At 72.6% G+C, this 20,854-nt stretch carries 11 protein-coding genes; 9 read left to right on the top strand and 2 right to left on the bottom strand.

The window, feature by feature from the left end; genetic code table 11:
• Nucleotides 1-468: 468 nt before the first annotated feature.
• The gene (gene gabT / locus ACH4S8_RS24595) at nucleotides 469-1,803 is read right to left on the bottom strand and encodes a 4-aminobutyrate--2-oxoglutarate transaminase (protein WP_398397474.1); all 1,335 of its coding nucleotides are present in this window, start codon (nucleotides 1,801-1,803) and stop codon (nucleotides 469-471) included.
• Nucleotides 1,804-2,126: 323 nt separating this feature from the next.
• On the opposite strand from gabT, the gene ACH4S8_RS24590 reads away from it, so the two are divergent.
• From ACH4S8_RS24590 to ACH4S8_RS24580, 3 genes are all read left to right on the top strand, one after another.
• Complete coding sequence (locus ACH4S8_RS24590) at nucleotides 2,127-4,550, top strand: ATP/GTP-binding protein (RefSeq protein ID WP_398397472.1); 2,424 nt, start codon at nucleotides 2,127-2,129, stop codon at nucleotides 4,548-4,550.
• A gap of 268 nt (nucleotides 4,551-4,818) precedes the next feature.
• Nucleotides 4,819-6,486, top strand: coding sequence for a PucR family transcriptional regulator (locus tag ACH4S8_RS24585; protein ID WP_398397470.1), 1,668 nt, complete (start codon nucleotides 4,819-4,821; stop codon nucleotides 6,484-6,486).
• A gap of 378 nt (nucleotides 6,487-6,864) precedes the next feature.
• Nucleotides 6,865-8,310 (top strand): aldehyde dehydrogenase family protein, encoded by a 1,446-nt coding sequence (locus ACH4S8_RS24580; RefSeq protein ID WP_398397468.1) that lies wholly within the window; start codon nucleotides 6,865-6,867, stop codon nucleotides 8,308-8,310.
• Nucleotides 8,311-8,616: 306 nt separating this feature from the next.
• Here ACH4S8_RS24580 and ACH4S8_RS24575 read toward each other — a convergent pair whose 3' ends face one another.
• Nucleotides 8,617-11,562, bottom strand: coding sequence for a glycoside hydrolase family 3 C-terminal domain-containing protein (locus tag ACH4S8_RS24575; protein WP_398397466.1), 2,946 nt, complete (start codon nucleotides 11,560-11,562; stop codon nucleotides 8,617-8,619).
• 363 nt (nucleotides 11,563-11,925) lie between these two features.
• Here ACH4S8_RS24575 and ACH4S8_RS24570 point away from each other — a divergent pair, with 363 nt between their 5' ends.
• The 6 genes from ACH4S8_RS24570 (at nucleotide 11,926) to ACH4S8_RS24545 (ending at nucleotide 20,846) form a co-directional block, all read left to right on the top strand.
• Nucleotides 11,926-13,605 (top strand): Tat pathway signal sequence domain protein, encoded by a 1,680-nt coding sequence (locus ACH4S8_RS24570; RefSeq protein ID WP_398397464.1) that lies wholly within the window; start codon nucleotides 11,926-11,928, stop codon nucleotides 13,603-13,605.
• A 26-nt stretch (nucleotides 13,606-13,631) separates the two neighbouring features.
• A complete protein-coding gene (locus ACH4S8_RS24565) occupies nucleotides 13,632-14,684 on the top strand; it encodes an ABC transporter permease (protein ID WP_398397462.1) in 1,053 nt (350 codons plus the stop codon).
• Nucleotides 14,681-15,616: a carbohydrate ABC transporter permease gene (locus tag ACH4S8_RS24560; protein ID WP_398397460.1), complete on the top strand. Its 936-nt coding sequence runs from the start codon at nucleotides 14,681-14,683 to the stop codon at nucleotides 15,614-15,616. The genes ACH4S8_RS24565 and ACH4S8_RS24560 overlap by 4 nt, the downstream gene beginning before the upstream one ends.
• Nucleotides 15,617-15,752: 136 nt before the next feature.
• Nucleotides 15,753-17,759, top strand: a complete 2,007-nt coding sequence (locus tag ACH4S8_RS24555) for a beta-galactosidase (protein WP_398397458.1) — start codon at nucleotides 15,753-15,755, stop codon at nucleotides 17,757-17,759.
• Complete coding sequence (locus tag ACH4S8_RS24550; protein ID WP_398397456.1) at nucleotides 17,756-20,092, top strand: glycosyl hydrolase family 95 catalytic domain-containing protein; 2,337 nt, start codon at nucleotides 17,756-17,758, stop codon at nucleotides 20,090-20,092. Before ACH4S8_RS24555 ends, ACH4S8_RS24550 begins: the two co-directional genes overlap by 4 nt.
• Before the next feature lie 37 nt (nucleotides 20,093-20,129).
• Nucleotides 20,130-20,846, top strand: a complete 717-nt coding sequence (locus tag ACH4S8_RS24545) for a hypothetical protein (protein WP_398397454.1) — start codon at nucleotides 20,130-20,132, stop codon at nucleotides 20,844-20,846.
• Nucleotides 20,847-20,854: the final 8 nt, after the last annotated feature.

Here is a 20,854-nt window from a genome sequence, read left to right as displayed (position 1 = left end):
CCCGCGGGGGGGGGGGCTGGGGGCCCCGCGGCCCTGGCCCGCCCCCCGCGGCGGCCCCCCCCCCGGGCCCCCGCGGGGGCGGGGCCCCCCCCCCCCGGGGGGGGGGGGGGGGGGGCGCCCGCCGGGACCGGAGATGCCGCGCGCCCCGGGGGGTTTGGGGCGGGCGGCCGTCCGATCGGTGAGGAGAACCGGAGCCGCAAGCTCCGGGTGTGTGCGCGAGGGCACGGCCAGGGCGAAGCCAGGGCGGCCTCGGCCCGGTACAGCCCGCAGTCCCCTGCGGGCGGGTGCATCCCTGATCCGGTTAGAACCTACGGCAGGGGGTGCGGCTCCGACAGACGGATTCGCGTCCCGCCATGCACCTCGCACACCTTCTTCACACGCCCCCACCGGAACGCCGCAGCACCGGAACCGAACCGGAGTCCGCCCGTGGGCGTACTCCGGGGTTCCGGTGCTGCGGCGGCGTCCGGGTCAGATGCGGGAGAAGGCCTGCTCGATGATGTCGAGACCCTCGTTCAGGAGGTCCTCGCCGATGACCAGCGGGGGCAGGAAGCGGAGGACGTTGCCGTAGGTGCCACAGGTCAGGACCAGCAGGCCCTCCTGGTGGCAGGCCTTGGCGAGCGCGCCGGCCGCCTCCGGGTTCGGCTCCTTGGTGGCCGGGTCCTTGACCAGCTCGATCGCGATCATGGCGCCACGCCCGCGGACGTCGCCGATGATCTCGAACTTCTCGGCCATGGCGCCGAGGCGGGCCTTCATGACCGACTCGATGTGCTTCGCCTTGGCGTTGAGGTCGAGCTCCTTCATCGTCTCGATCGCGCCGAGCGCACCGGCGCAGGCCACCGGGTTGCCGCCGTAGGTGCCGCCGAGGCCGCCCGCGTGGGCGGCGTCCATGATCTCGGCGCGGCCCGTCACGGCGGCGAGCGGCAGACCGCCCGCGATGCCCTTGGCGGTCGTGATCAGGTCCGGGACGATGCCCTCGTCCTCACAGGCGAACCACTGGCCGGTGCGGCAGAAGCCGGACTGGATCTCGTCCGCGACGAAGACGATGCCGTTGTCCTTGGCGAACTTGCTGATGGCCGGCAGGAAGCCCTTGGCGGGCTCGATGAAGCCGCCCTCGCCGAGCACCGGCTCGATGATGATCGCGGCGACGTTGTCGGCGCCGATCTGCTTGTTGATCATGTCGATGGCCTGGGCGGACGCCTCGGCGCCGGCGTTCTCCGGGCCCGTCAGCCAGCGGTAGCCGTAGGCGACCGGCACGCGGTAGACCTCGGGCGCGAACGGACCGAAGCCGTTCTTGTACGGCATGTTCTTGGCGGTCAGCGCCATCGTGAGGTTCGTACGGCCGTGGTAGCCGTGGTCGAAGACGACGACGGCCTGGCGCTTGGTGTACGCGCGGGCGATCTTGACGGCGTTCTCGACGGCCTCGGCACCCGAGTTGAACAGGGCCGACTTCTTGGCGTGGTCGCCCGGAGTCAGCTCGGCGAGCGCCTCGGCGACGGCGACGTACCCCTCGTACGGCGTGACCATGAAACAGGTGTGGGTGAAGTCCTGCAGCTGGGCGGAGGCCCGGCGCACGACGGCCTCGGCGCTCGCGCCGACCGACGTCACGGCGATGCCGGAGCCGAAGTCGATCAGGCGGTTGCCGTCGACGTCCTCGATGATCCCGCCGCCGGCGCGCGTGGTGAAGACAGGGAGCACCGATCCCACACCGGCCGCGACCACGGCGGTGCGTCGGGCCTGCAGCTCCTGCGACTTCGGGCCGGGAATGGCGGTGACGACGCGGCGCTCCTGCGGAAGTGCGGTCATGAGGGGCTCCCTGATGATGGTGCGAACCGGACGGTCCCCCGTCGACGCGGGGTGGGTCCGGGCGGGGGGTTTCGGACGCTTGCCTTCTTTCTTCGCAGGCTAGAGCCGAGGAGGGGGGCTCGGCATGCGCCATGTGGGCGTTGTCGGAGGAATCCGTTGTCCGCGGTGGACATAGCGGCGGACACGACGGTGGACGAGGAGCGGCGGACCCCGGTGGTCCGCCGCCCCGCGGACCCGGCCGGGTAAACGGTGAACTCACCCCGCCGGACCACTAGATTGGCCTGAGAGCGACAAGCGGACGGGCCGGCCAGGGGGCGCACACGATGGACTTCGACGGTACGCGCGACGCACGTGGCACGCATGCCGATCCCGTGCCTCGTCCGGCCGCACCCCTCGGGCAGCCCGCCCTTCCCGGCGGCGCCCCGCCCCGGCCCTCGGGCCCCCCGCCCGTGCCCGGCGGCCCGCCGGCACCCCGGCAGGCCGTACGGGACTGGCTCAACGCACCCCGCCCCGACGCCGCCCTCGGGATCTGGCGGTACGGATACGTCGCCCCCAAGGCGTCGAAGGAGCGCGGGCGCCTGCCCTCGGTGACGATCGTCGGTCTGGTGATCCCCCTGGTGATCGGGCTGGTCGTCTGGTCGCTGTGGCGCCGGGGGAACGTCCCCTACCAGCTGGTCGTGCTGAAGCTGTTCACGCCGGACGACTGGTGGTGGGGCGGGACGACCGCGCCGAAGTCCTGGCAGGGCGTGGACGCCGTCGTCGTCTACGACGGCCTCTTCTTCGCCGCGCTGGTCTACACGATGGGACGGCTCGGAAGCTGGCGCGAGATCGTCCATCACTTCGTCGTCCGGCGCCCGCAGCCCGGCCGGGCCGTCGCCGCCGCCCTGGCGGCCCTGGTGACCCTGACGTTCGTCTGGCCGGACGCCTTCCCGGGCGTGAGCTGGGACCCCCTGCCGATCGTCAATCCGGTGCTGTCCCTGGTGGCGCTGCTCGCCGGCGGCGACGACGTGTTCCAGTCCCTGGCGATCAGCTACGGCGTCTACACGCTGATCACCGTGGCGGTCCTGCTGCCCTTCGCCAGGCTGGGCGGATGGTGGCCGCTCGCCAAGGAGCGGTTCGGTTCCCGGCCGGCCGCCGCGGGCGGCGCGGTGCCGTCCCCGGCCGGGTCGCCGGAGCCGTCCGGCCCCCCGGCCGAATGGCCCGAACTGAGGGCGACCGGACAGCACAAGGCGGCGGAACTGCTGTCCTCCGAGGTGCTGGGCGAGCGCATGAACGACGTGGACTGCGCGCGGATCCTGCGGGCCTGGACCTCGGCCAGGCGCGAGGGGCAGCTCACCGTCTTCAGCGACACCGTGCTGCGGCGGGGCGCCGCGGCCTGGACCCATCCGTCCGGAGCCCGCGACCTGCCCGTCCGTTCCGCCGCGCACGACCTGCTCGCCGCCCAGGTGCGGCTCGGCCGGTGGGTCGACCGCGAGCGCACACCGCTCGCCTACTCCGGCGCGGGCGCCGCCCTCGGCCCGGCGACCCTCGGCACCTCGCTCCTGGCCGTCGGACCGGCCGGTTCCGGGAAGACGCGCCACCTCGTGCGGCCCGTCGCCGAATCCCTCGGACTGCAGGCCCTCACCGCGCGCTGCGCCGTCGTCGTCGTGGCCGCCGCGGGGACGCCGGTCGGCCCCGACGCGTCGTACGACGTCGTCGTCAAGCTCGGCGACCCCGAGTCGGTCCACGACCTGGACCTGTACGCCGACTGCGACGACCCCGACGAGGCCGCCGCGTTCCTCGCCGAGGGCCTGGTCGGGAGCGTCGACGGCGTCGACGTCCGGCGCGCCGCCACCGCCCTGGCCCAGCTCCTCGGTCCCTACCGTGCCGTGCACGGCACGTTCCCCACGATTCCCGTGCTGCGTGAACTGCTCGAAGGAGTGCCCGCGCTGCTGGAGCCCCTGCGGCAGGACCTGTCGGCCGGGGAGCACCCCGCGATGCTCCGCGAACTGGAGGCGCGGCTGCGGCAGGCCGGCGGCCCGAACGACCCCGGCCCGGTGCTGGCCGACCGGCTGGCGCTGCTGGACCGGCCCGTCTTCGCGGACTTCTTCGGTTCGGGCACCGGCGCCCGGCCGTTCTCGCTCCGGGCGGTGGCCCATCATCCGCTGCGGGTCCGCGTCGATCTGCCGGAGCGCGGGTACGAGGAGGCGTCCCAGCTCGTCACCCGGCTCCTGCTCGCCCAGTTCGCCGCCGTCGTCCGCGGCGGCGACCGGCGCGGGCACTTCGCCTGTCTGGTGCTCGACGACGCGACCGGCGCCCTGACCGCCGAGACGGTCCGCCGCATCCAGGGCCTGCGGGCGCACAACGCCGGAGTGGTCCTCGCCCTGCGGACCATCGGGGACATCCCCGAGGCCCTGCACGGGCCGCTGTACGGCGCGGTCGGCTGCCGCATGGCCTTCTCCGGCGTCACGACGTGGGACGGCGGCCGTTTCGCCGAGTCCTGGGGCACCGAATGGGTGGAGGCGCGTGACGTGGCCAAGCACACCGTCTTCGCCGACCAGCCCATGACCCGGGCCATTCACGCGCTGCGCAAGCTGGTGACCGGCAAGGCGGTGACCACGGACGCCGTGACCGTGCGTCAGGTCGAGCGGGAGCGCTGGTCCGCGTCCGAACTGGCCCACGCGGTCCCGCCCGGACACGCGGTGCTGTCGCTGACCAGCGTGAAGGGGGAACACGCCCCGCCGCTGCTGGTGGACCTGCGGAGCTGAGGGGCGGCCGAGGCGGCGTGCAGCCCGGCCCGCGGCGGCGAGGGGCACGGGGGAACGTACCGGGTGGAACGTGCCGGGTGGGACATGCCGGGTGGGACGTATCGGAGGGAACGCATGGATATGCGGACCCGCTGACCTGGCCTTCCTGGCATGAACGCACGCGACGACCGTACGGTGAGGCAGAATCGACACAGGCCGTTCATACGCCGCGGCCAAAAGATCACAGAGATCACAGAGATCGCAGAGCCCACACCGACCTGAAGGTCCCATGCCCCCCACGCTCGCCTCGCTCGTCCACCACTCCGCGCTCAAGCTCACGGTGCGCGCGGGCGAGGACCGCCTGGACGTGCCCGTCCGCTGGGCCCATGTCAGCGAGCTCGCCGACCCCGTGCCCTACATGGAGGGCGGGGAACTGCTGCTGATCACCGCGCTCAAGCTGGACGCGGACGACCCCGACGCCATGCGGCGGTACGTGAAGCGGCTGGCCGGTGCCGGAGTCGTCGGGATCGGCTTCGCCGTCGGGGTCACCTACGACGAGATCCCGAAGGCGCTCGTCGACGCGGCCGAGGAGGAGGGCCTGCCGCTCCTCGAAGTACCCCGGCGCACCCCCTTCCTCGCCATCAGCAAGGCCGTGTCCGCCGCCATCGCCGCGGATCAGTACCGGGCCGTCACCGCGGGGTTCGCCGCGCAGCGCGAGCTCACCAAGCAGGCCCTGAACGAGGGACCCGAGGGCCTGCTCACCGCGCTCGCCGCGCAGGTCGACGGATGGGCCGCGCTCTACGACGCCTCCGGTTCCGTCGTCGCCGCGGCCCCCGACTGGGCGGGGCGGCGCGCCGCGCGGCTCACCCCGGACGTGGAGCGGCTGCGCGAGCGGCCCGCCCCCGCCAGCTCCGTGGTGGGCGGGGAGGACCGCGTCGAACTGCACTCCCTGGGAACGGGACGCAGACCGCGTGCCGCGCTCGCCGTCGGCACCGCCGGCGCCCTCGGCACCGCCGAGCGCTACGCCGTGCACTCGGCGATCGCCCTGCTGACCCTCACCACCGAACGCTCACGGTCCCTGCACGCCGCCGAGCAGCGGATCGGCGCGGCCGTGCTCGGCATGCTGCTCGCCGGGGAACCCGACCACGCCCGGGCCGTCGCCGGTGACCTGTACGGCGAACTGCTCGACGCGCCCTTCCGGCTGATCATCGCCGAGTCGGTGTCCGCGTCGGCCGGGCGGGCGCACGCCGACGGGCACGCGCGTGCGGGCGCCGCCACGCAGGCGAAGACCGCCGTCGCGGTGCCCGACGTCAAGGGCGATCCGCTGGGCGCCCTCGCGGAGGTCGTCGAATCGGCCGCCGTGCGTTCGGGGGAGTCCGTGCTCGTCGTGCCCGACGGGGAGCGGCTGGTCGTCCTCGCCGTGGACGGAGGCGCAGCGGTCGCCGCCTGCGGGGACTACGCCGTGGTGCTGGAGTCCGCGCGGGCCGTCCCGCGCGAGCAGGGCGCCAAGGCCGCCGGGGACGAGGGCGAACTCGTCGTCGGGCTGTCGGCGCCCGCCGGTCCGATCGCCGCCCGCGCCGCCTACAAGCAGGCCGAACAGGCCCTGTCCGTCGCCCGGCGGCGGGGCCGGTTCCTCGTCGAGCACGAGGAACTGGCGGCCGGGTCCGTTCTGCCGCTGCTCGCGGACGACGCCGTGCGGGCGTTCGCCGACGGGCTCCTGCGGGCGCTCCACGAGCACGACGCCACCGGCCGCGGCGACCTGGTCGCCTCGCTGCGGGCGTGGCTGTCGCGGCACGGTCAGTGGGACGCGGCGGCCGCCGACCTGGGGGTCCACCGGCACACGCTGCGCTACCGGATGCGCAGGGTCGAGGAGATCCTCGGACGGTCCCTGGACGATCCCGACGTCCGGATGGAACTCTGGCTGGCCCTGAAGACCACGGCCGCGCCGGGGGAGTGACCGGACCCCGCCGCCGAGGCGGCTTGCCGGGCCCCGTTCCGGCCGTCCGACCCCATGCTCCGGGGGCGGCCTGCCCAAGGATCCTGGCGAGAGGCCGAGCGGGCGCTCCGACGGTGGCCTGCCGGGGGATTCCGGCGAGAGGCCGGACCGGTGCTCCGGCGGTGGCTCGGCCGGGACCCCCGCGACCGGTGGGACCGGTGCTCCGACGGCGGCCCGGCCGGGAGCCCGGCGACCAGTCCAAACCGGCGCACCCGGCCCCTCGACTGCTACGCGCCGGACAAACGCCCCCTGGTGGTCCCGGCCCTACCGTGGACGGGAAAGCGCAGCACCAGCAGAACCCAGTCGTCACCCCCACTACGGAAGGGCCCGGGACTCCACATGACTTCCACCCACGCCTTCTGGCTCGCCGGCCGCCAGGCCACCGGCGAGACCACCTTCGACGTCACCTCGCCGTGGGACGGCCGCCTCGTCGGTCAGGTCAGCGTGCCCACCGAGGCCCAGGTCGAGGAGGCCGTGGCCGCCGCGTACGCCGTGCGCGACGAGTTCGCCGCCACCCCGGCCCACGTACGCGCCGCCGCCCTCGACCACGTCTCGCGCCGTCTGGCCGAGCGCACCGAGGAGATCGCGCAGCTCATCTCCGCCGAGAACGGCAAGCCGATCAAGTGGGCCCGGGGCGAGGTCGGCCGCGCGGTGTCCGTGTTCCGGTTCGCCGCGGAGGAGGCCCGCCGCTTCAACGGCGGCGAGGCGCAGCGCCTCGACACCGACCTCGGCGGCCAGGGCCGGCTCGCGCTCACGCGCCGCTTCCCCAAGGGTGTCGTCCTCGGCATCGCGCCCTTCAACTTCCCGCTGAACCTGTGCGCCCACAAGGTCGCCCCGGCCATCGCCGCGGGTGCCCCGATCATCCTGAAGCCGGCGCCCGCGACCCCGCTGTCCGGCCTGATCCTCGGTGACCTGCTGGCCGAGACCGACCTGCCCGCCGGCTCCTGGAGCATCCTGCCGGTCGCCAACGAGAAGATGCCCGCCCTGGTCCAGGACGAGCGCCTCCCCGTCATCTCCTTCACCGGTTCCGAGACGGTCGGTTACGCGATCATGGACTCGGTGCCGCGCAAGCACTGCACCCTGGAGCTGGGCGGCAACGGCGCGGCCGTCGTCCTCGCCGACTTCGCGAGCGACGCGGACCTCGACTGGGCCGCGACCCGGATCGCGACCTTCTCCAACTACCAGGGCGGCCAGTCCTGCATCTCGGTGCAGCGCGTGATCGCGGACGCCGCGGTGTACGAGCGGCTGCTGCCGCGCATCGTCGCCGCCGTCGAGGCCCAGGTCACCGGCGACCCGTCCGACGACAAGACGGACGTCGGCCCGCTGGTCAGCGAGGCCGCCGCCGAGCGCGTCGAGTCGTGGGTGGACGAGGCCGTCGCGGCCGGCGCCACGCTGCTCACCGGCGGCAAGCGCGACGGCGCCTCCTACGCCCCGACCGTCCTCGCCGACGTTCCGGCCGATGTCACGATCTCCTGCGAGGAGGTCTTCGGACCGGTTCTGACCGTGCAGAAGGTGGACGGCGAGGCGGCTGCCTTCGAGGCCGCCAACAACTCCAAGTACGGCCTGCAGACAGGTGTGTTCACGCACGACCTGCAGACCGCGTTCCGCGCGCACCGTGCCCTGGAGGTGGGCGGCGTCGTGATCGGCGACGTTCCGTCCTACCGCGCCGACCAGATGCCGTACGGCGGCGCCAAGCAGTCCGGTGTCGGCCGCGAGGGCGTCAAGTTCGCGATGGACGACTACACCTACGAGCGCGTGCTCGTGCTGACGGGTCTCGCCCTCTGACGGACCTCACCGAAGCCGACGGCCGGAGCCCACTGTGCGGGGGCTCCGGCCGTCGGTGTCTTCGGTGCGGGGCAAGGGAGTCCAGGGCCGGACGGAGCCCACGGGTGAGCCGTGGCGCTTCGGGATCCTGCCGCGGACGGTCACCGTGTGGGCCGGGGTGCCGGAGCTGACGCCGAGCACGCCGGTGTACGTGTCGCGGTCCACCCGGACGGTGGCCGACGGTTCGAGGCCGTACTCGTCGTCGGGGAAGGGGCCCGGCACCGATGCCTTCCGGTGCCGGGCCCCTGTGCCGGCTTCTCCGGACCCTCAACCGGAGAAGCCGACGTGCGCGAGCCGGACCGGCCCGCGCAGCCTGAGGCGGACATCGTGCACACCGTCCGCGGTGAACGCGGCGGTGAGCGTGCGGTAGTCGTAGGCCCCCCGCGTCCCGCTCACCGTGAGTCCGGCGACCGCCGCGGTGCCCGGCGGTTCTTCGGCGGCCGGCCCGCCGCCCGGCGGGATCCCGGGTGTGGACGGCCCGTCGCCCGGGGGGAGCCCGTGCGTCCACGGCCCGCCGTCCAGCGAGACTTCGACGGTCCCCTCGCCCGCGACCTCGACGGCGACCCCGGTGACTCCCTCTCCGAAGTCGCATGCCCGGTAGAGCAGTTCGCCCGTGCCGCCGTCCGCCGGGGTCACAGCGTCGCCCGCCGTCCTCGTGCGGTCGACGATCGCGGCGCCCCGCTGCTCGTCGAAGTCGGCCGCGTTCAGGCCGTGTTCGCGAACCGGACGGAACGTGCCCGGCTCGCCGTCGAGTTCGACGGTCGCGCCGAGCCGGACGTCCTCGCTGGACGCGCCGACCAGCAGTTCGTACGCGCCCGGTTCCAGGCGTCGGCGGCCCAGGGACACGTCCCAGAACTCCAGCGCGGTGAGCGGGAGTTCGAAGGACACGGTCTTCGACGTGCCCGGGGCGAGTCCGACCCGGCGGTGTGCCGCCAGTTCGCGGCGCGGGCGGGGCACGGACGGGGCGACCGCCCGGGTGTAGAGCTGGACGACCTCGTCGGCGGCGACGGTCCCGGTGTTCGTCACGGTGCAGGAGAGGACCAGCACGTCCGCCTCCCGGTGGACCCGCAGGTCCGTGTAGGCGAACGTCGTGTAGGACAGGCCGTGCCCGAAGGGGAACAGCGGGGTCCCCCCGAAGTAGAGGTAGGTCTGCCGGCCGCCGATCACGTCGTAGTCGAGCAGCCCGGGCAGGTCGTCGTCCCCGGCGTACCAGGTCTGCGGGAGGCGGCCCGCGGGGGAGACGTCCCCGGCGAGGACCGCGGCCAGCGCGGTGCCCGCGGCCTGGCCGCCGTGCGCGGTCCACAGCATCGCGGGCAGGCCGGCGTGCCCGACCGCGTACGGGTAGGCGGAGACCAGCGCCAGCACCGTGTGGGGGTTCGCCGCCCGGGCTGCGTCCAGCAGCCGCTCCTGGTGGGCGGGCAGCCGCAGCGTCGTACGGTCCTCGGTCTCGCGGCCGTTGATGTGCGGGTCGTTGCCCGCGACGACGAGCACCACGTCGGCCGAGGCCGCGGCGCGCGCCACCGCGTCCTCGCCGCGCTGCGTGAACTCCGGCTCGAAGATCTCGGCGTCCCGGGCGTCGGGCCCGGCGACCTTCACACCGTCGGCGGCGACACGGACGTATCCGCCCGTCCCGAGGTGCTTCAGGAGCCGGCCGCCGCCCGGGTCCGCGGAGGGTTCCAGCCGGAAGGTCTCCTGGACGATCCAGCCGCCCGGCTGATCGGCGGACGCGCGCAGGAAGCCGTCGTCGGCGACCGACAGGTAGCGGCCGTCGGGGGCGCGCAGGGTGAGGACTCCCTCGCCCCAGTCGACCAGCGCCAGTTCGGTGCCGACGGCGTCGGCGGTCAGCGGGGGCAGGTCGGTGCGGCCCGCGATCAGCGCGGGGTCCAGGGCACCCTCGGCACCCCGAGCCTCCTCCGGCGCGTCCCGCACGGCGGGCACCGCGAGGTACCGGCCGGACGAGGTCCGCAGGCGTACGCGGTCCACGCCCTCGGCGAAGTCCACCCGCTCGGCGCCGAAGCGCTCGTACAGGCCCTCCAGCGGCGTGGACCGGTGGATCAGCGTGCCGCTGTACCAGTCGAGCTTGCACTCGTCGGCGAGCAGGCCGACGACGGCGAGGCGGACACCGGGGCGCAGCGGCAGCAGGCCCTCGTTCTTGAGCAGCACGATCGCCTGCTCCGCGGCCTCCCGGGCGAGCGCGCGGTGGGCGGGCGTGTCGAACTCCCCGGTGCCCGCGTACGGGTCGAGGTCCGGGTCGAACTCGCCGAGCCGGAACCGCACGGCCAGCTGGCGGCGGACCGCGGTGTCGACGTCGGCCTCGGTCAGCAGGCCCCGCTCCAGGGCGCCCCGGACGCGTGCGGTGATCCGCGAGCCGTCCGTGCCGTGGTCGGTGAAGCTGTCGACGCCGGCGAGGAGCGCGGCGGCCGTGGCCTCCTCGTGGGTGTCGAAGTAGTGCTCGGAGTCGACCAGGTTGGACGGCGCGCCCGCGTCCGAGCAGACCAGCAGCTCCTGGTCGGTCCAGGCCCGCAGGTGCTCGCGCAGATACGGCGAGACATGGTTGGGGCGGCCGTTGACCAGGTTGTACGCGGGCATCACCCCGGCGACCGCACCCGCCGACACGGTGTCGCGGAAGGCGCGCAGATCGTACTCGTGCAGCACGCGCGGCCGGACGGAGGAGGACGAGGTGTCCCTGCGCGTCTCGTTGTTGTGCGCGAGCCAGTGCTTGAGGACCGGCGCCGTACGCCAGTAGACCGGGTGGTCGCCGCGCAGCCCGCGGGTGTACGCGGTGGCGATGGCGGAGGTGAGCGCCGGGTCCTCCGAGTAGCCCTCCTCGTTCCGGCCCCACAGCGGGTGGCGCAGCAGATTGACGGTGGGGGACCAGACGTTGAGGCCCACGCGGTCGTCGCGGGCGCGCATCGCGCGGGCCTCCGACGACACGGCCTCGCCGATCCGGCGCACCAGATCCTCGTTCCAGGTCGCGCCGAGGCCGACGGCCTGGGGGAACACCGTCGCCGGACCCATCCAGGCGACCCCGTGCAGCGCCTCCTGACCGGTGCGGAAGGCGGGCACCCCGAGCCGTTCGACGGCGGGCGTGAACTGGTGCAGGAGCGCGATCCGTTCGTCCAGGGTGAGCCGCGCCAGCAGGTCGTCGATGCGCTTCGCGAACGGCAGGCTCGCGTCGCGGAAGGGCGGCATGGAGGGCGTCTCTGCAGTCACGTGGTGATCCCTTGGCACGGGGGCGACGAAGACCTTTCGAAGCGCTTCGATGCTCGATCGACCAGGGGGTGGGTGTCAAGACATCCGGGCGCAGCACCGCGGTTTCCCGCCAGTGACGTCAAGTGCCGTACGGAGACGCTCTGTTGCCGGGAGCCTTCGAGGAATCTTGGAGTCGACCCTTGTGCGCCCCCAGACGTTCACTTAACCTCGCAGCAACATCGAAGCGCTTCGATTGCCGGGTTTCCCTCTCTCCAGGGCACAGCCCTCCGAGGACCGCTTCCGCTCAGTCAGATCCACTCGAGACACCGCAGCCGACGGCCCCACCGCCGGGTGTCCTGCTGTGCGCCACGAAGGGTTGACGCAATGACGCCGAACTCCGCCCCATCCGCCCCCAGCCGGAGAAGCTTCCTCGCCTCCACGGCGGTCGCCGCGGCCGCCGTGGCGGGCGGAACGCCCCTGCTCGCCGCCTGCGGCTCAGGACAGGACGGCAGCAAGGACGGCACCACCTCGGGGAAGGACGCCCGGAAGATCCTCCCGGCGTTCGTGGCGTCGAGCGTCGTCACCCCCGACCTCCCGTCGAAGAACGGATCGGCGGCCGGATTCACCCGCGCGATCGACCTGGACGCGCTGAAGACGTCCGTCCCGAAGAAGCTGGGCACCGGCAGCGACCTGAAGATCATGTCGCCGTTCTGGGGCACCCCGCCGACGGGCGACAACGCCTACTACACGGCCATGAACGAGGCCATCGGCATCAAGGCGACCTGGCAGAACCAGGACGGCAACACCTACGACGAGAAGCTGGGCGCGATCCTCGCCTCCAGCGACATCCCGGACGTGGTGGTCGTCCCGGGCTGGAACCTGAACGGCAAGATACCGAGCGCGATCAACGCCAAGTTCGCGGACCTCGGCCCGTATCTGTCCGGCGACCGGGTCAAGGCCTACCCGAACCTCGCGGCCGTCCCCACCGACGCCTGGCAGCGCTCCATCTTCGGCGGCCGGCTGCGCGCGATCCCGATGCCGGCCTCGTACGTCACGAACATCGCGCCCTTCTACCGCAAGGACATCTTCGCCAAGAAGGGCTACGCGCTCCCCAAGTCGCCCGACGAGTTCCTGGCCTGGGCGAAGGAGGCCACCGACGCCAAGGCGAAGGTGTGGGCCTGCGACGACCTCAAGTGGACGGCCTTCAACATCTACGGCGTCCTCAACGGCAGCGACAAGGCCCTGTGGTGGGACCTGCGGGACGGCAGGCTCGTCAACCGGATCGAGACCGACGAGTACCTCGAAGCCCTGGAATGGACCCGCAAGCTGTACGCGGCGGAGGTCGTCCACCCCGACGCCAAGGCCGTCAAGGGCGACGCGTCCAACCGCTTCACCGCGGGCCAGTCCCTCGTCTTCAACGGCGACCTGTCCTACTGGTACGGCTCGACGGCCGAACAGCGCACCCAGAAGACGGACTTCGAGATGGGCGCGTTCGACATCTTCGGCCCCGACGGCGGCGATCCCACGCTCTGGGCGACCCAGCCCGCCGGCATCTTCACCTTCGTCGGCAAGAACGCGTCCGAGCGGCAGATCAAGGACTTCCTCGCACTCGCCGACTTCTGCGCGGCCCCGTACGGCACCAAGGAGTACATGCTGACCGTGTACGGCGTCGAGGGCACCGACTACACCGTCAAGAACGGCCTGCCCACCAAGACCACCAAGGGCACCAACGAGGTCAACGGCGCCTACGACTACACCGGCGACCCGGCCGCCTACCTCGCCCACCCCGACCTGCCCGAGATCGCCAGGCTCCAGGTCGAATGGCAGCAGCGCATGGGCGCCTTCACCAAGAAGTCCTCCTTCTACGGCCTGACCATCACCGAACCCAACCGGTGGACCAACCTCGCCAACGACTTCGAGCAGCTGGAGGACGACATCGTCCGCGGCCGCAAGAAGACCGGCGACATGCAGCAGGCCGTCGCGGACTGGAAGCGGAAGGGCGGCGACGACCTGCGCGCCTGGTACAGGAAGCTGCTCGACGACAACGGCCCCGCGGCCAAGTGACCCACGTCCGAGGCCGGGAGAAGGCCGTGTCCCGCAGCACGGTGCCCCGGAGCAGGGCCGGGGCCAGGGCGGGCAAGAGGACGTCGCAGGGGGATCCGCCGGACGGCGCCGGCGGCCGGCGGGCCACGAGGAACGACGGGCGGGACGCGGGAAGAATCGGCCTGCGGCCGCGCTTCCGACGCGACCGCACCCTGATCCTGATGACCCTCCCCGCGATCGCGCTGCTGCTCGTCTTCACCTACGTCCCGGTGCTGGGCAATGTCGTCGCCTTCCAGGACTACGACCCGTATCTGAGCGACAACGGCTTCGTCGCGATCTTCGAGAGCCCCTGGACCGGGCTGGAGAACTTCCAGCGCATCTTCGCGGACTCGGCGTTCTGGCACGCGGTGCAGAACACGTTCGTCCTGTTCTTCCTCCAGCTCGTGCTCTACTTCCCGATCCCGATCGCCCTCGCCCTGCTCATCAACAGCGTGGTCAGGCCCCGGGTCAGGGCCGTGGCCCAGGCGATCATGTACCTCCCGCACTTCTTCTCCTGGGTCCTCGTCGTCACCGTCTTCCAGCAGATCTTCGGCGGGGCGGGCATCATCGCCCAGACCCTGCGCCGACACGGGCACCAGGGGATCGACCTGATGACCGACCCGGGGATCTTCAAGTTCCTGGTGACGGCCGAGGGCGTCTGGAAGGACGCGGGCTGGGGCATCATCGTCTTCCTCGCCGCTCTCGCGTCCGTGTCGCCCGACCTGTACGAGGCGGCCGCCATGGACGGCGCCGGCCGATGGCGCCGGATGTGGCACATCACCCTGCCCGCCCTGCGCCCGGTGATCGCCCTGCTCCTGGTGCTGCGCGTGGGCGACGCACTCACCGTCGGCTTCGAGCAACTCCTGCTCCAGCGCGACGCGGTGGGCCCCGGCGCCTCCGAGGTCCTCGACACCTACGTGTGGTGGAACGGCATCCGCAACCAGGACTTCGGCTACGCCGCGGCGGCCGGACTGATCAAGGGCGTGGTCGGCCTGGGGCTCGTCCTGACCGCCAACAAGGTCGCCCACCTCATGGGCGAGCAGGGGGTGTACGAGAAATGACCGCCGCGACGCCCGACGCGCGCGACAGGCCCGGCCGTTGGGCGGCGCCGCCCCGGCCGCCCTGGGAGGAGGAGCCGTCCAGGGCCGGCCTCGCGGGCAAGGGACTCGCCCTCGGCCTGGCCGCGTTCGCGATCCTCTTCCCGCTCTGGATCGTCGTCGTCACCAGCCTCCAGTCGAAGAAGACCATCGACGCGGCCGGGGGCCTGGTCGTCGTCCCCCGGGGCGTCACCTTCGTGGCCTACAGGGAACTGCTCACCGGCGGCCAGGTGCAGCGCGCGGCGCTCGTCAGCGTCGGCGTGACCCTGACCGGCACCCTGTTCAGCATGGCGGTCTCGGTCCTGTGCGCCTACGGCCTCTCGCGCATCGGATCGCTCGGCCACCGCTGGTTCCTGATGCTGCTGCTCGCCACGATGTTCTTCGGCGCGGGCCTCATCCCCACCTATCTGCTGGTGCAGGCACTCGGCCTCACCGACACCTATCTCGCGCTGATCCTCCCCAGCGCGGTGAGCGTCTTCAACATCCTGGTGCTGCGGGCGTTCTTCATGGGCATATCGCCCGAACTGATCGACAGCGCCCGCATCGACGGCGCGGGCGACTGGCGCATCCTGTGGCGGATCGTGATGCCGCTCTCCCGGGCGGTCCTCGCGGTCATCTCGCTGTTCTACGCGGTCGGTTACTGGAGCGCCTGGTTCAACGCCTCCATCTATCTGACCGACCAGGACATGATGCCGCTGCAGAACGTCATGATCCAGCTCGTCCAGAAGCAGGAACGTCCGGTCGGACTCGCCACCCAGATCAACACCGGGCAACTGTCCCCGCTCGCCGTGCAGATGGCCGTCATGGTGATGGCGCTGCTGCCGGTCGCCGTCCTCTCGCCCTTCGTCCAGCGGCACTTCAAGAAGGGCATGCTCACCGGCGCCGTGAAGGGCTGACCCCCGCGCCCTTCGTACCGAAGCCCCCGGCGCCGCTCCCGGCCCGTCGCGGCCGCCCTGCTCCTGACCGGCGGTCGGCCGCGGCGTACCGGTCCCACCGCTCCCCACCACTCCCTCACCCCGATCGAGGTGGCTCATGCGCACGCTCCGCGGAACCGGTCCCGAGCCCGGGCGGCCGTCTCTGGGCGACGCCACCCGGGGCCGCATCCTGTTCGGCGGCGACTACAACCCCGAACAGTGGCCCGAGGAGATCTGGCACGAGGACGTCCGCCTGATGAAGGAGGCCGGCGTCAACTCCGTCACCCTCGGGGTCTTCTCCTGGGCCCGGATCGAACCCCGGCCGGGAGCACGGGAGTTCGGCTGGCTGGACCGGCTGATGGACCTGATGCACGAGCACGGCATCGGCGTCGTCCTCGCCACCCCCACCTCCTCGCCGCCGCCCTGGATGGGCCGGCTGCACCCCGAGACCCTGCCGCAGGACGAGGACGGCCGCACCGAATGGTGGGGCTCCCGGCAGCACTTCTCGCACTCCAGCACCGTCTACCGCCGCTGCGCCGCCGCCATCACCGAGGACCTGGCCGCCCGCTACGCGAGCCACCCCGCCCTCACGATGTGGCACATCAACAACGAGTACTGCACCGTCGACCACGGAGACGAGGCGGCCGCCGCCTTCCGGCGCTGGCTGAAGGACAGGTACGGCACCGTCGAGGCGCTCAACACGGCCTGGGGAACGGCCTTCTGGGGCCAGTCCTACGACGGCTGGCACGAGATCGTCCCGCCGCGTCACGCGCACTACATGAAGAACCCGACGCATGTCCTCGACTTCAAGCGCTTCACCTCCGACATGCTCCTGGAGTGTTACACCATCGAGCGGGACATCGTGCGCCGCCACACTCCCGGCACCCCGGTGACCAGCAACTTCATGCCGATGTGGGTCGGCCAGGACGCCTGGCGCTGGGCCGAGGAGGAGGACGTCGTCTCGGTCGACCTCTACCCGGATCCGCGCGACCCCCTCGGCGCGCAGCACGGCGCGCTCGTCCAGGACATGACGCGCTCACAGGCGGCCGGCGGCCCCTGGATGCTCATGGAACAGGCGGCCGGAGCGGTCAACTGGCGCGCGGTGAACCACCCCAAGCCCCGTGGGTTGAACCGGCTGTGGTCGCTGCAGGCCGTGGCACGCGGCGCCGACGCCGTCTGCTACTTCCAGTGGCGCCAGTCCCGGCAGGGCGCGGAGAAGTTCCACTCCGGGATGATCGGCCACGCCGGGGAGCGGGGCCGCGGCTTCCAGGAGATCAAGCGGATCGGTGCCGAACTCGCCCTCCTCGCACCCCAGGTGACGGACACCCGGGTCACGTCCGACGTCGCGATCCTGCACGACTGGAACTCCTGGTGGGCCGGAGAGCACGACGGCCGGCTGTCCGCCGGGAACGACTGCGCCGAGGTCGTACGGGCCTGGCACCGCGCTCTGTGGGAGGCCCACCTCACCACCGCGTTCGCCCACCCCGAGCACGACCTCTCCGGATACCGGATGGTCGTCGTGCCCCAGCTGTACCTGCTCACGGACACCGCGATCGAGAACCTGCTCGCCCACGCGCGCGCGGGCGGCACGCTCGTCTGCGGTTTCCTCACCGGCGTCGCCGACGAGGACGACCGGGTGCGGCCCGGCGGCATGGACGAGCGGCTGCGCGACCTGTTCGGCATCCGCACGCTGCACGAACGGTGGCCGCTCGACGCGGGGGAGAGCACCGCGTGCGACGGCTTCGCGGGCACGCTCTGGTCCGAGGAGATCGAGCCCGACCCGGCCGCGGTCGTCGAGGCGCGCTACCGCGGCGGCGAGCTGGACGGGATGCCCGCCGTGCTCCGCAAGGGCACCGCCCGCTACCTCTCCACCCTCCCCGAACCACCCGCCCTGCGCGCACTGCTCGCCGAGGCGGCGGACCACGCGGGCGTCCGGCCGGTCCTCGCCGGCCTGCCCGACGGTGTCGAGGCCGTCCGGCGCGGCGACCTGCTCTTCCTGCTCAACCACGGGCAGGGCCCGGTGACCGTCGAGGTGCCGGGCAGCCACCGCGACCTGCTCGGCGGCGCGCCCGTACGGGACTTCGTACGACTGGAGCGGCACGGAGCGGCGGTGCTCGCCCCATGACGGACCGGGCTCGCGCGGACCGTCCCGGACCCCTCGGCTCCGCCCCCGTCCACGGCACCTGGGAACCCCGGCCCGCCGCCCGCTGGGAGGACGCCTTCCTGAGCGGAAACGGCACGCACGGCGCCATGGTGTTCGGCGATCCGGACGACGACCGGGTGATCGTCAACCACCATCGTCTGGTCCGCCCGAACGGCAGCGCCGACGCGCGCCCGCCCGAACTGGCCGACCGCCTCGCCGACGTCCAGGACCGGCTGCTGGCGGGAGACGTGGACGCGGGCGAGGACTTCACCGACGGCAGGCCGCTGCTGTGGGTGCAGCCGTTCCACCCGGCGTTCCGGGTACGGCTGCGCCGTCCCGCCCGGGAGGCGCGCGGCTACCGGCGCGAGGCCGACTTCACCACCGGCGTGGTCCGAGCGGTCTGCGGTGACCGGCGCAGCGAGGTGTTCGTCTCGCGCGCCGACGACGTGATCGCGCAGTACGTGACCTCCCCCGGCCCCACGGCCGAGGTGACGCTGGACCACCGGCTGCCGGGGGCGCCCGCGGACCTGGCCGTGGCCCACGCGGCCGTCCGCACCCCCGAGGGCGCCCTGCTCACCCTGCGCGCCCGTTATCCGGGCAGCGACCTGGCGTACACCGGGGTCACCCTCGTCGTCACCGACGGCGTCGCCCGTCCCGCCCTTCCCGGCGTACGGGTCGAGGGCGCCCGCTCGATGCTGCTGCTCACCCGGGTGCGCCGACACCCGGGCGACCTGGATGTCCTCGCGGAACTGCGCGCGCTGAGGGAGCTGCTGCCCCGGCCCGGTCCCGGAGCGGAGGACTTCGGCACCGGGGCCGGAGCGGAGGACGCCGACGCGGGGACCAGGGCGGAGGACGCCGTCGCGGGAGCCGGAGCGGAGTACGTCGGGCACGCCTACGCCCGTCTGCTCGCCCGCCACACCGCCCTGCACCGCGCCGCCTATCTGCGGGTCACGCTCGACCTGCACGCCGACCCCGCGGAACGGGCCCTGCCCGGATCGGAGTTGGTCCGGCGGCCGAAGAGCCGGGCACTCCTGGAGCGGCTCTTCGCGGCCGGCCGTCACCACCTGCTGTCGGCCGCCGGGACGCTGCCGCCGCGGCTGACCGGCCTGTGGACCGGAGACTGGGACACCGCCTGGTCCGGGGCGTTCACCACGGACGCCAACCTCAATCTGCAGACGGCGTCGGCCGCCGCGGCCGCCCTCCCCGAGGTCACCGAGGCCCACGCGGCGCTGGTCCACGCCCAGTTGCCGCACTGGCAGGACAATGCCCGAGCCGTCTTCGGCGCGCGCGGTGCGGTCGCTCCCGCCCACACCGACGGCGAGTCCGGCCACATTCACCACCTCAGCCGCGCGTATCCGCTGCACGTGTGGACCGCGGGCGCCGACTGGCTGCTCAAGCCCCTCGTGGACCACGACGAGACCCGCGGCGGACGCGATCCGCGGCTGGCCGCCGCGCTCGCCGAAACCGCCCGCTTCTACGAGGACTTCCTCACCCGGACCGACGAGGACGGCCGACTGGTGATCGTGCCGTCCTACTCCCCGGAGAACCGTCCCGCGAACGCGAGCTGGGTCACCGTCAACGCCGCCATGGACCTCTCGGCGGCCCGGCACGCCCTGTGCACGGCGGCCGCGTACCACCCGGGCCCCGACGCCGAGCGCTGGCGGGCACTCGCCGACCGGCTGCCGCCGCACCGGGTCAACGCCGAGGGCGCGCTGGCCGAATGGGCCCGCCCCGGACTCCTCGACACCTACGACCACCGGCACCTCAGTCACCTCTACGGCGTCTGGCCGCTCGACGAGATCAACCCCTACGACACCCCCGGCCTCGCCGCCGCGGCCCAGCGCGCCCTCGAACTGCGCGGCGCCGAGAACGACTCGGCCCACGGCCACCTCCATCACGCCCTGGTGGCCGCCCGGCTGCGGGACGCCGAGCGCGTGACGAACGCCCTCGAAACCGTCCTGGCCGGGGATTTCTTCCACGTCTCCCTGATGAGCGGCCACTACCCGAACCGGCACGTCTACAACGCGGACGCCTCCCACACCCTGCCCGCCGTCCTCATCGAGGCACTGATCCAGTCCACACCGCGGCGGCTCGTCCTCCTCCCCGCGCTTCCCGCCGGTCTGCCGAGCGGCGAACTCCGCGGCATCCGCACGAGGTTCGGCGCGCGGATCGACCTCGTGTGGACCCCCGAGGGTGCCACGGCCGTCCTGCGGCCGGACCGTACCTGCCGCATCGACCTGTGGACTTCCTCCGGCGCGCGACCGCTCTCCCTGAGCGCCGGAGAAGACCGCGTCCTCACCCTGGGGCCGCGGTAGCCCCCCGCACGTCCCCCCACCCATGGAAGGAAAAGCCATGGCACCTCGCACACCGAACCGGCTCACCAAGGCCCTCGTCGCCCCCGTGCTGGCACTCGGCGTGACGATCGGTCTCGCCTCGGCCCCCGCCCAGGCCGCCGTCTGGTCCTCCTGCGACCAGTGGGGCAGCACCACCCTGAACGGGTACACGCTCTACAACGACATCTGGGGCTCCGGCGCGGGCAGCCAGTGCATCTGGGCCAACTCCGGCACCAACTGGGGAGTCTGGGCCAACCACCCCAACACCGGCGGCATCAAGTCCTACCCCAACTCCAAGAAGTACGTGGGCAAGACGATCGCCGGGCTGTCCTCCCTCACCAGCAGCTACAACGTCACCGTCCCGTCGTCCGGCGCGTACAACACCTCGTACGACATCTGGGACACCGGCTACGCCCACGAGATCATGCTCTGGGTCAACTACAACGGAGCCGTCGGCGCGCTGGGCACCTCGCAGGGAACGCTCACACTGGGCGGCAACACCTGGACCGTCTACAAGGGCAACAACGGCGCGAACGACGTCTTCTCGTTCCTGCGCAGCTCGGACTCCACCTCCGGCACCATGGACATCCTCCCGATCCTGAAGTGGATCGCGAACACCAAGGGCTGGATGTCGAGCGGCGCGACCATCGGGGACGTGCAGTTCGGCTTCGAGATCACCTCGTCCTCGGGCGGTCTCGACTTCGTCACCAACAACCTCACCGTGAGCAGCGGCTGATCCGTTCC

It is taken from the genome of Streptomyces sp. NPDC021080, assembly GCF_044333225.1.
Taxonomy (GTDB): Bacteria; Actinomycetota; Actinomycetes; order Streptomycetales; family Streptomycetaceae; genus Streptomyces.
This window is presented reverse-complemented; position numbering and strand designations above follow the sequence as displayed.